This window comes from Pseudomonas neustonica, from assembly GCF_003797945.1.
GTDB lineage: Bacteria > Pseudomonadota > Gammaproteobacteria > Pseudomonadales > Pseudomonadaceae > Halopseudomonas > Halopseudomonas neustonica.
In genome coordinates this window covers 98,120-109,274 of sequence record NZ_RKKU01000013.1, presented here as the reverse complement: position 1 = coordinate 109,274, position 11,155 = coordinate 98,120, and the positions used below count along the sequence as shown (strand labels likewise).

The window sequence follows — 11,155 nt, the reverse complement described above, 5'->3', positions numbered from 1 at the left end:
CTGGCGAGATAGCGCGATGGCTTCGCGCTTGAATTCAGGGCTGTATTTTCTGCGTTTGGACATGAACACTCCTTTGGCACATTGTGCCTCTTTTCAAGAGTGTCCGCAGTAACGGGGTAGAACCCGATCCTTTTGCCTCAACTTAAGGCCCAGCCTCATTCGACAGAATAGAGATGCCCCGCTTGATCTGCGTTTAGGGAAGCGGTAGGTACAAACTTCAGCGCACACGCAACCCGAACGACAGGGGGACCCATGCAATCAGCGGTTAAATGTGGGGGGGAAACCTACCTTTGACGCCTGGCGCTATCCCACCGTCAAAGCATGTCGCTCGCCCATCAATGGCGATTTACTCAAAAAACAAAACCTTGTCGGAAATCAAGCGGAGAACAGCAGGGAGTAGAAACAACAAAGCCCCGATTTACGGGGCTTTGAGTACAGATAGTGGCGGAGGGACAGGGATTCGAACCCTGGGTAGGCTATTAACCTACGCCGGTTTTCAAGACCGGTGCATTCAACCGCTCTGCCATCCCTCCACGGCCGGCAATACTACCGGAAAATGCTGATGAGTCAATGGGGTACAGCATAAAAGAGACCAACTTATTGCATCTTTTGCTGTCCATTTAGTTGGTCCCGGCAGGCTTTGCACATGAATAGAAATAGTTCGATATCAGCCTTACCTTGATTTGACATCGATTACCCGTATTATCTGGAAGTAACTAATGGATCACTTGATTTACCTTCACAGGAGCTGTGCATGAACATGCAAGAACGCCATACGACGATGCAACACAGCGGTGTGAACGAAGCGGAAGTCAGCAAACTCTTCCGTAATACGTACACATTGCTGGCCATGACCTTGGCTTTCTCGGCCCTGGTCGCTTTCGTTTCCATGAGCCTCAACCTTCCCTATCCCGGCATCATTGTGACGCTGGTAGGTTTTTACGGCCTGCTGTTTTTGACCACCAAGCTGCGTAACTCTGGCTGGGGTCTGGTCAGCACCTTTGCTTTCACCGGCTTCCTTGGCTACACCCTTGGCCCTATCCTCAATGCCTACCTCAACATGCCTAACGGCGGCTCGGTAGTCACGCTGGCTCTGGGCATGACGGCTCTGGTCTTTTTCAGTCTTTCAGCCTACGCCATCATCTCGCGCAAGGACTTCAGTTTCCTGTCCGGCTTCATCATGGCGGGATTTGTCGTACTGCTGGTAGCCGTTGTTGCCAGTTTCTTCGTGCAGATCAGCGGTCTTCAGTTGGCCATTTCTGCCGGCTTCGTGCTGTTTTCTTCTGCCGTCATTCTCTATCAGACCAGCTCGATCATTCACGGTGGTGAAGACAACTACATCATGGCGACCATTACGTTGTTCGTCTCGATCTACAACCTGTTCCTCAGCCTGCTGAGCCTGATTGGCGCCTTCAACGACGACTGATATCAGCGAGTAGGATATAATCAATGGCTCGCCAGAATTGGCGAGCCATTTTTGTTTGAGAGTCGCTTAAACGTCATGAAATTTGCTATTGCCCTGCTTGCCGGGCCACAGGACCCAGCTGCCCGCAGCGCCCTGAGCTTTGCCCAGGCGGCGCTTGATGGCGGTCACCAGATAAGTCGATTGTTTTTCTATCGCGATGCAGTGCACCTTGCATCAGACTTGGCAGTGCAACCGCAGGACGAATCAGATATTGCCCGCGAGTGGCGTGAGTTCATCAGTAGCAACGAGCTGGACGCCGTAGTCTGTATTGCCGCAGCGCTGCGTCGCGGTGTGCTTAACGAGGCAGAGGCCTCTCGCTGGGAGCGCCCCGTGGCCAACAGTGGTCAGCCGTGGGTGCTATCGGGACTGGGCCAGTGGGTAGACGCCATGCAATCGGCTGATCGGGCGGTGACTTTTGGCAGCTGATTTGAAAAGCCTACTGGTGATAAGTCGACATCCGCCAGCAGCACAAGCAGCACGTGAGGCATTGGACCTTGCTCTCGCCGCGGCCGCTTTTGGTGTGCCGGTCAGTCTGCTGTTCCTTGATAGCGGTGTAATGCAACTGCTTAAAGGCCAGGAATCTGCCCTGATCAAACAAAAATCACTGACTGCCAACCTCAAAGCGCTGCCTATCTTTGGGGTTGAAGATCTTTTCGTTTGCCAGCATTCACTTAGCGAACGTGGCTTGCAGTCCAATCAACTGCTTCTCCCGGCAAAACCGGTTGAGGGGGCTGAAATTGCCGCACTGCTTGAACAATACGATCAGGTGGTCACGCTATGAATGTCCGGTTTGAGGGAGTTTGAGCATGTTGCATGTTCTACGCCATGCGCCCCAGGATAGCAGTCGTTTCGCTAGCACCTTGCGATCAATGGGACCTGAACAGGGGTTACTAATGATTGAGGATGGCGTTTATAGCCTACTGCCAGACACCAGTTCAAATAGCGCACTGCAACTACTGCCCGCCAGCGTGCGTCTATATGTCATGGAAGCCGACGTTAGCGCACGTGGCCTGGCAATTGATGATCTGCCCAAGCGAGTCAAATTGATTGATTATCCGACCTTTGTTCAACTGTGTACCCAGTACGACAAGGTGCTCAGCTGGTGAGCCATATACTGCTGGTTGATGGCGAGGCCATAAAAGTCGACAAGGAAGGCTTTTTGCTGGATTTGCAGGATTGGTCTGAGCCGGTTGCTGCCGCATTGGCTGAACAGGAAGGGATCATCCTGACACCAGCTCATCTTGAGATTATTCAAGTGCTGCGTGATTTCTATCACACCTATCAGCTGTCGCCCGCCATGCGCCCATTGGTCAAGTATGTTGGCCAGCAACTAGGTAAGGACAAAGGCAACAGCCTTTACTTACTAGGCCTGTTTCCGGGTAGCCCGGCCAAGTTTGCGGCCAAAGTAGCAGGGCTGCCCAAGCCTGACAATTGCCTCTAGCCGGTCGTCAACAACCAGACACTCAGCCTTCAGGCAGGGTCGTCAGCACCACTAGCTGATCGCCTTGCTGCAACCTCAAGGGTTGATCACGTGGCGGATTCAACTGCAGCCTGCGGCCCTGCTCGTCCGGTTTATTGCGATAAATCCCCAGGGCGGTTTCGCCCTGCAACGCGATCACGGCTTCCAGGTCAGCAAAGGTAGTAACACTTTGCATTGAGTAGTCGCTGCTTTTACAAAAGACAATCTGCGCGCCACCCGTGGTAAAGAGTTCTTCCAGCATCAGCCCCAGCTCTCGCCGCTGGGCTATCTGCGCCATTAAATGGCTGAGGATCATAGGACTTACAATACTTTCTCCGCGCTTACGCACGACTAATGCATCGTTAGCCGGGTCACTGAGTTCAAGTAGTATCTGCGGCTTGTGGCTGCTCTCGAGCAACAGCTCGTCGACCACCAAGTAACCCACCATGGCCCGCGCATCCGCCTCTTCACCCGAGTCCATGCGATCAGACGAGAGCAGCAAGACGCTGTCAAAGCGCTGCTGCAAGAGGCCCCGCAGCGCGCCCTCTACCATGTAGTCGGCTTGAGTATGTTGGCAGCTAACGCCCGCGGTGAGTTCGCTATAGGCGCTTATCTCTTTGGTTCGCTCGAGCGGATCGATCACCGCAACCACATGCACTTCAAAATGATACCCGGTATAACCGGCTAACTCGTGAATAAGCGCGGGTACCCGTCGGTTCCAGCCCAATATCAGCATACGTCGCAAACCGCCCGACTCGGCTTTCGGCTGGCGCTGCGGTCGCTGCAACGCACGCAGCGGCTGTTCCGTGTTGTTCTGTGGTTCGGCGTGGGTGTAATCACGCGCCAACATGACTATCTTGTCACCCTGACGTATGACCTCATCACTCGGTGCGTTCAGCCAGGTCCGCCAGCTGTCGCCGTGCGGTCGCATCAAACCACACAGAATAGCCTGCGGGGCATGTCTGCCGATCTCGCCAAGAGACTGGCCCACGCAGTTGTCAGTGGAGCGAATATAGAATTCATTACCCTCGTGGACGGTCATCACCTCGCCGAATAACTCTGACATACCGGGATGAACCAGAGATTGGGCGAATAGCCGGCTAACCATGGCGTCACTGGCAACCACTTCAAGCGGACCTGAATAAGCTCTGCGCAATACATTCAGTTTGCGCATATCGTCGATCTCGGCCACCACATAGGGCGGCGCGGTGCCCCGCAGATGCGCCTGCGCCTGTAACGTCAGCAAGGCCTTGATGGTTTCCACATCACCGGTCAGCAGCTCATTGGCACTCTGGTTACGCCCCGGTATCAGCACCACGGCGGCCTGCAGGCAGGCGACGCGATCCAGGTCTTCAGGTTGCAGTGACGTGCCCGAGCGCAAAATAATGTTACTCATGGAGCGCCGAATAAGAGGGATTTCTCTCAGCTCCTGCACGCGATCAGCATTGATCTCATCAGCCAGAATCACCAGCCGCAGGCGCTTGGTATCGCGTGCACGCAGGAGGCGTTGAATACCACCACTTACGTCCAGAATTTCCTGCACCAAAGGTATAGTACGGTTAGTCCAGCCCAGAATCACAATGTGATCAGTTACCGTGACCGGTGTCAGCCCCTGCTCCAGCTTGACCATGATATCAATCAACCAGCGGGTCATGATCGCAACCAGAGCGCCGAGAAACACCACATAGCCACTGACCGTCAGCGCGGTAGAGACAATACGCCGCCAGGTGCCCTCATCATCGCCCAGATATCCGGGGTCTGTCAGGCGCAAAAACGCCCACCAGACAGAGTCTGCCAAGTTGCTACCCTCAGGCGCAGAGGGCCAGGCCAGCCAGCCCCCGATCAATGAAATCAGAGCGATAAAAGCAGCAACGACCAACAGTTGATAATGCGCTCCCTTGATGAACTGCCGTTCCACCAGGTAACGCAAACGATCAACGAAGGAAAATGGCAGCATTCAGGGAGCCTCTTTGCTCTGGGGGTGTCTGATTCTTAACGGAGCAGGTAAATCCTGCTAGATTGATCGCACATCAACCGAGTACTCATCCAGCAAATACTATGGCAAACGTTGAACACATTATCGGCTTGGCGCTGGTCGTACTCTACTGGCTTTTTACTGCGGCCGTCACGCTGCGCGTCGTAGCCAAGCGTAACCCTGTCAGCGTTACGCTTTCCTGGCTATTGGTGATTTATATACTGCCGATTTTCGGCGCGGCACTCTATTTGATGCTTGGCGAGCTAAATCTGGGTAAGCAGCGAGCGCAGCGGGCCGAGTCGATGGTTGAGCCTTTTTTACAGAGCATCGCTACTGATTTCTCTGCCACCAAAGCGCCTATCAGTGGTGGCTCGCTAACCCAGGGCATTTATCAATTGCTATCAACCCGCATGGGCATAGGCGCACTCGGGTATCGGCAGATGCAGTTACTGGATACCCCCGAGCTGATTTTCTCGCAACTCTGTGCCGACATTCGCGCTGCGCGTAACCGAATTCATATCGAGACCTACATCTGGTTCCCTGGTGGTCGTGTTGACGAGCTCGCCGAGGAGCTGATCAGCGCCAGCGTGCGTGGCGTTAAAGTGTCGCTATTGATAGACCACGCCGGCAGCCGTCCGTTCTTTCGCTCCAGTTGGCGCAAGCGGCTGATTGATGCGGGCATTGAAGTGGTACCCGCCCTGCCCGTTCGTCTCTTGCGCGCACTGGTCCAGCGAATCGACCTAAGGCTGCACCGCAAGTTGATCGTCATCGACGGCGAGATTGCCTACAGCGGCTCAATGAATATTGCCGACCCGTTATATTTCAAGAAGGAAGCCAAGGTCGGCGCCTGGGTGGATATCATGTTGCGCCTGGATGGACCGGCTGCTCGCGGGCTGGATAAGGTTTTTGCCTGGGACTGGGAGGTGGAAACAGGACTTCGCCGCCTCGAACCCGCCCCGCCTAGCGCGCCTGCTTGCTACAAGTGGCTGTCCATATTGCCATCCGGACCGGGCGTGGGTGACGATCTGATCGGCCAAGCGGTGCTATCGAGCATCTATCGCGCCAATGACAGTATTACCATCAGCACACCCTACTTTGTTCCATCTGAAGCGATATTCAACGCTCTGTGCCAAGCGGCAGAACGCGGCGTTCGGGTAAAAGTATTGCTGCCGGCGCGCAATGATTCAAAACTGGTGGGTTGGGCCAGCCGCGCGTTTTACCAGCGTTTTCTGGAAGCGGGCGGCGAAATCTATCGATTCGCCGGCGGGCTGCTGCATACCAAGGCGATGCTGATGGATGATCAGCTGGCGCTTGTTGGCAGTGTTAATCTGGATATCCGAAGCTTGCAGCTGAACTTCGAGCTAACCGTCGCCCTCTTCTCGCCAGAAGGCTGTGCCAGTATTCGAACACTACTCGATGGATACGAAGCGGCCAGTGAGCGGCTGCTGCTGGCAGACTGGCAGCAGCGCTCTCGCGCCTCGCGCGTGGTTGAGCGAGGCGTATTCTTCCTTAGCCCGCTGCTGTAGAAAACCCGCAGAAAAATCATAAAGCGCATTAGCACGCAGCCTGAAATAAAACCTGAAAATCAGGTTGCTTTCCGGGCGGGGAAGATTACAATTCTTAATGAGTTTGATTATCATTATGGATAAGCCCATGAAAGTATACCTGCTGCCCGTTAGCTTCACTGTTGCCATGATGAGCCCAATCATGGCCACTGCAAGCCCAGCCAACAGTACATCAGCCAGTTCTCGTCACGCCGCCGTAAGCCAGCTTAGCGCCCATAACCAATCGCTGCAGCAGCTGGTAAGCGCACCGCTGGACGTTGCGGCCTTAGGCTTGATTGACGAGTTGAGTTACCAACTGGAAAGTGATTTGCTGCTATTGGGCACCCCTTCTGCGCCCATCGCAGCACCCCTGGAACAGCTGCACCAGGCGGTAGAACACCAGGACAGTAACGCCGTGCTTGTGCACGCTGCTGCCTATTTAAGCGCAGCACAGCATTGGCTGGGACACTCCACCGCGTAAGCGAATCCGGCGGTCCAGGTTTTAGAGCTGACCTTCTATCGGCAGCCACCCCAGCGTCCAGCTCATAAAACGCCTGAAGGCACCTGCCTCAGGCTCCTTGCTCCATGTCTTACCGTCCGCCTGCCACTGAAGATCATGGTTTTCATTCAAGGAGACTTGATACGCGAAGTCATCGGACGTCCAGCGGTTAAACAGATCAACCATTTCCTCGGCAATAGCCTGCTGCTCAATATAAACACCCGCCTCGGTATTGAGCTTTACTGAACGCGCGTCCAGATTAACCGAGCCAATAAAAACGGCTTTGCGGTCAAAGACAAAGGTCTTCGCGTGCAAGCTGGCCAAGGACTCACCAAGAAACGGACTGGCACGCTCCTGCTGGCCTGCGATCGGCCGCAACTCCCATATATTCAACCCGCCTTTGAGTAATGAAACGCGGGACTTAGCGTAGCCGCTATGTACAGCCAAGACGTCAGTAGTGGCCAACGAGTTGGTCAACACCGAGATACTCACTCCCTGCGAATGAATATCCAGCAGCATGTCTTCGCCCGTCTCAAGTGGAACAAAATAAGCCGATGTGAGCAGTAGCTCGCTGCGCGATGCCCGTAACTTTTCCAGCAACCTGCGCCCGAGAAAGGCCGTTTCGTTGCCGTCGCCATGCGGATCGGATTTGGATGGGTCGTCGTAAAACCATTCGGCATGCCCCCAGCGCCAGTTCAGAGTGCCGTTGCTCATATCGGTTATGAAGGGTGATCGGGCAGCGGCCTTGAGATAGGGATCATGCTGAAGCTGAAGGTTACGCGACCCTAATGTGGCACGCATCGATGCCAGCGCCTCGGCGTCTGACTGCTTGGCCAGGGTGGCGATCGGGATAGCAATACCGCTATTCCAGAAGTTATCGAAGCTGTCAGAGGCGGCGTCAGCTATCGAACCGATGCCCAAAACATCTACATCCTGAAAATCAACATCGCTGAGGGTAAAGTACTCATCACCGATATTGCGGCCGCCGGTAATCAGCGCACGATTATCCGCGACCATCAGTTTGTTATGCATGCGATAGTTGATACGACCAAATTCGCCCAGCGTGCTTAACGACTTGAGCCATTCATTACGCAGGCTCAGCGGATTATACAAACGCACTTCAACGTTCGGATGCTGGTCAACCACCGCCACCTTCATATCTTCCAGGCTACTGCCGATATCATCCAACAATATCCGCACTCTAACGCCACGATCGGCAGCTTTAAGCAGGTGTTCGGCTATCAACCCGCCGGTAATATCCGTGTTAAAAATGTAATACTGGATATCCAGACTTTGATCGGCCATGTCGATCAATTTGAGCCGCGCAGCCAGCGCATCATTACCCTTATACAACAAGGTAAATCCCGACAGCGATTCATCTGCTGGCTGCTCTTTGGCGACATACTGGCTGAGGCGCGTTTGGGGGTCGGCTGCCATGTAATACGAGGGCAATTCGGTGTGGCTGACGCCCTGTGTAGCGCAGCCCAGCAGAACACTGGAAAGTGCCATCAACCCCAGTACGCGCATATCAGCATCCTTTGTCGTTTGCCCGATCTTACTGACTGCGATCGGGCAATATTGGTTCCAATGGCTATCTAGGCTCCTCGTAGGTATCGGTTACCACCAATTGATAGTCAAAGCGGCGCCCGCCTCTATTATCGATGATGACATAACCGGCTCCGGTCGGCTTCAAGCCCTGAGTATAGGCTGCACTGTAAAGTGCGCGCCAAGCCCCCTCGGCTGTCTGGGACTGCGGCTGATAATGCAGGCTGAGCACTAATTGTTCCGGCTTCTGGTTGATACGATAACCAGCGATATTGGCGAGCGCACCTTCAACAGGAAAGCTAATCTGAGGCTTGAGCAACTCGGGCGTATTGTCGGCGAGATTATCGAATACCAGGTTCAGAGGTCCTGTTATTCTCCCGCCAGCTTTGCGCTGCGCCGCCATGGCGACACTGATAGCCAGTGGGCCCACTTCATCCTTCATATCTTCCGGCGCTATCTCCGCTGGCCGTCCAAACAAGGTCATGGGTGCCCGAGTCAACAAGCGTATTGCATACTCGGTACCATCATCGCGGATGGTAAGTTCATCGCCACCGCGAATATCCACTACACTCTGCGACCCCGCAGGCAACGGCGCATAAGTTGCCTTACACAGATCAGAGGCGCGATAGCGCTCCTGGTCACTTCGCGTCAGCAGCGCGTTCTTTTCCAACTGCTCACAAACCTGCTTGTCGTAGCCGCTCCAGGCCTGGCGCGCTGCGCCAGCATCCACCAGGAGATCGATCATTGCGCTGCCCGCCTCCCCAGCCGCAATCAGCAATGCGGTCTGCGGTGACGACTCAGCTGCGCGCCGATCAGGACCACCTACGCCCACGCCTGGCTTGCGCTGGGTTTGCGCATGAATATTGGCACCTGCGTCCAGCAACAATCGGGCACTCTGGGGCTGATCAACCTGTGCTGCAGACATCAATGCGGTCTTGCCCCAGGCATTACTCTCATTCACAGCAAATCCTCGCTGCAAGAGCAATGTCACAGCTTGCGGATCTGCTACAGCAGCCATCAAGGCGGTATCACCGTCTGCGCCAACACCCCGTTGTGCGCCCAACACGCGGGTTTCATAGTCGACAAAATCGCTGACTACTGGCAATGGTGCGCCGTTGAGTAGCACACTATGCAAAGTGGCAAACTGACGCCCCTGCTCCAGAGCTCCGGCCTCCGGTGCTATCGCATAGCGCGGGCGGTATTCGGCAAAGGGCGCAGCAGGCGCACTCGGCGGCGCTGACGGCGCGTAGAGATTCTCCATAGCGCGGGCAAAAGTTTCGTGGAATAACAAATCTGCGGCAGTCACTGCCTCCTGTGATTTCAAGCCCTGGTCGGTAAATATGGATACCAGCTCCTGATGCGCAGGCCGTAGCATCGGCATAACCCGGCGATACAATCGCTTGGTGGCTACATTGCGTTCTGACCACTCAAAGAACTGATCCATTGCCATATCGTGACGGGCGCGAATGGCGGCCTCGCGACCGTTACGTTCAAGCTGGTCAACGCCCAGTAACGGCAGATTGAGCAGTGTCCATTGACGTTCTTTCCAACGCTGTGAGAGGTCGCGTCGTTCTTGCTGCGAATAGCCGAGCAATGGATCGCCAGCGAGCAGGGTCAGCGCCTCATCCAGCGCGCTGTAGCTGGGTAAGCCCCGCAGCGTATTGGACCTGGGTGGTGTCAGGTAGGTTTGAAACAGGCACTGCGGGGTGACAGTCCCCTGCAAGCCGTAAAGACCAGCATAGGCTGACTCGCCTCGGGCCGCAGGCGAATAGAAGCCCCAGGTTTCATTGACCAGAGCCCAGTTTTCACCCTGGTAAGTGAATACGTCAATACTGCCGTAATCGCCCGTTTGCGATGAGGAAGCATAGGCCCGCCCGCCATAATTGGGTTGTTGGGCGACCCAGCGCGGTAACAAGCGATCATCCATCACCACCTGACCATTAATACGCAAGCCTCGCGCCCGTTGCTGATACCCGGCATACAAACCGGCATCATACAATTCAACACTGACCTGCTGCCCGTTCAGGTCGACAGCCGTCACAGCTGCGCTACTACCGGCCCTGAGCTGGGCACCCGGCAAGGCCGCAAGATCGATTCGGCCATCAGCCGCCAACGACTGGTTCAACGCATTTGCGACTGTTGTGCAAAGACCATTACTACGGTCCTCAGCAACCCTGAACTCGGCGTAGCTGGCCCAGGCATGACGTTCATGCTGCGGCTGAGGCTGCGGTATCGGCCATGCCTTGAGTTGGGCATCGCGCTGGCGGTACATCGCCTGCAGACACGCAATGGCATTGCTGTCAGCGCTCACATCGGTACGGGTCGCATTACCCAAACCGCACTGAGCGGCACGACTCAGCAGCCATTGACGCTGATTTGCCTCCAGCACCAGCGCACCCGGCAGGTCAAGCCGGTCGGTTAGCGTGTGCAAATAAACAGCAAGGTCTTTATCCTGCAGCGCCAAGGCATCACTGGCGCAGATCTGGCGATGAACATCTGGCAGCGCCCCTGCACACTCAAAACTGGCCTTGGTATCAGGGTTCAGCGGCGTCAGCTTAGGTGTGAGATCGGGTTTTGGCGGCGGTGGGGGCGCGCTGACGCAAGCACTCAGTGCCGCCAGCGTTGCAGCCAACATCAGGCGTTGATTGATCGACATACTTGTCTCCTG

Annotated in this window: 10 protein-coding genes and 1 tRNA gene; 7 read left to right on the top strand and 4 right to left on the bottom strand. The window is 55.3% G+C overall.

From position 1 onward, the window contains the following. Positions 1-442 precede the first annotated feature (442 nt). Positions 443-533: transfer RNA gene (locus EF096_RS11700), tRNA-Ser, on the bottom strand. 227 nt (positions 534-760) lie between these two features. Here EF096_RS11700 and EF096_RS11695 point away from each other — a divergent pair. From EF096_RS11695 to EF096_RS11675, 5 genes are all read left to right on the top strand, one after another. Then, a complete protein-coding gene (locus EF096_RS11695; protein WP_123889821.1) occupies positions 761-1,426 on the top strand; it encodes a Bax inhibitor-1/YccA family protein in 666 nt (221 codons plus the stop codon). A gap of 75 nt (positions 1,427-1,501) precedes the next feature. Further along, positions 1,502-1,891, top strand: a complete 390-nt coding sequence (gene tusD, locus EF096_RS11690; protein WP_123889816.1) for a sulfurtransferase complex subunit TusD — start codon at positions 1,502-1,504, stop codon at positions 1,889-1,891. Position 1,892: 1 nt separating this feature from the next. Next, the gene (tusC, locus tag EF096_RS11685) at positions 1,893-2,246 is read left to right on the top strand and encodes a sulfurtransferase complex subunit TusC (protein ID WP_123889815.1); all 354 of its coding nucleotides are present in this window, start codon (positions 1,893-1,895) and stop codon (positions 2,244-2,246) included. A gap of 25 nt (positions 2,247-2,271) precedes the next feature. Then, positions 2,272-2,571: a sulfurtransferase complex subunit TusB gene (gene tusB / locus EF096_RS11680; RefSeq protein ID WP_235869725.1), complete on the top strand. Its 300-nt coding sequence runs from the start codon at positions 2,272-2,274 to the stop codon at positions 2,569-2,571. Between the two features lie 5 nt (positions 2,572-2,576). Beyond that, positions 2,577-2,906 (top strand): TusE/DsrC/DsvC family sulfur relay protein, encoded by a 330-nt coding sequence (locus EF096_RS11675; RefSeq protein ID WP_372237900.1) that lies wholly within the window; start codon positions 2,577-2,579, stop codon positions 2,904-2,906. A gap of 22 nt (positions 2,907-2,928) precedes the next feature. On the opposite strand, the gene EF096_RS11670 is transcribed toward EF096_RS11675, so the two are convergent. Then, complete coding sequence (locus tag EF096_RS11670; protein WP_123889813.1) at positions 2,929-4,881, bottom strand: CASTOR/POLLUX-related putative ion channel; 1,953 nt, start codon at positions 4,879-4,881, stop codon at positions 2,929-2,931. Between the two features lie 101 nt (positions 4,882-4,982). Between EF096_RS11670 and cls the strand changes: the two genes are divergently transcribed. Further along, positions 4,983-6,425, top strand: coding sequence for a cardiolipin synthase (cls, locus tag EF096_RS11665; protein WP_123889812.1), 1,443 nt, complete (start codon positions 4,983-4,985; stop codon positions 6,423-6,425). Between the two features lie 127 nt (positions 6,426-6,552). Next, complete coding sequence (locus tag EF096_RS11660; protein ID WP_123889811.1) at positions 6,553-6,924, top strand: DUF6746 family protein; 372 nt, start codon at positions 6,553-6,555, stop codon at positions 6,922-6,924. Positions 6,925-6,945: 21 nt separating this feature from the next. Here EF096_RS11660 and EF096_RS11655 read toward each other — a convergent pair whose 3' ends face one another. After that, complete coding sequence (locus EF096_RS11655; RefSeq protein WP_123889810.1) at positions 6,946-8,469, bottom strand: phospholipase D family protein; 1,524 nt, start codon at positions 8,467-8,469, stop codon at positions 6,946-6,948. 64 nt (positions 8,470-8,533) lie between these two features. After that, positions 8,534-11,143 carry an ankyrin repeat domain-containing protein gene (locus EF096_RS11650; RefSeq protein ID WP_123889809.1) on the bottom strand — a complete coding sequence of 870 codons (2,610 nt, stop codon included), beginning with the start codon at positions 11,141-11,143 and terminating at the stop codon, positions 8,534-8,536. Positions 11,144-11,155: the final 12 nt, after the last annotated feature.

Excerpts from the sequence above, each read along its gene's own strand:
- EF096_RS11660 (WP_123889811.1), top strand. The coding sequence starts at position 6,553 with ATGAAAGTATACCTGCTGCCCGTTAGCTTCACTGTTGCCATGATGAGC.
- cls (WP_123889812.1), top strand. The coding sequence starts at position 4,983 with ATGGCAAACGTTGAACACATTATCGGCTTGGCGCTGGTCGTACTCTAC.
- EF096_RS11650 (WP_123889809.1), bottom strand. The coding sequence starts at position 11,143 with ATGTCGATCAATCAACGCCTGATGTTGGCTGCAACGCTGGCGGCACTG.
- tusD (WP_123889816.1), top strand. The coding sequence starts at position 1,502 with ATGAAATTTGCTATTGCCCTGCTTGCCGGGCCACAGGACCCAGCTGCC.
- EF096_RS11655 (WP_123889810.1), bottom strand. The coding sequence starts at position 8,469 with ATGCGCGTACTGGGGTTGATGGCACTTTCCAGTGTTCTGCTGGGCTGC.
- EF096_RS11695 (WP_123889821.1), top strand. The coding sequence starts at position 761 with ATGCAAGAACGCCATACGACGATGCAACACAGCGGTGTGAACGAAGCG.
- EF096_RS11670 (WP_123889813.1), bottom strand. The coding sequence starts at position 4,881 with ATGCTGCCATTTTCCTTCGTTGATCGTTTGCGTTACCTGGTGGAACGG.
- tusB (WP_235869725.1), top strand. The coding sequence starts at position 2,272 with ATGTTGCATGTTCTACGCCATGCGCCCCAGGATAGCAGTCGTTTCGCT.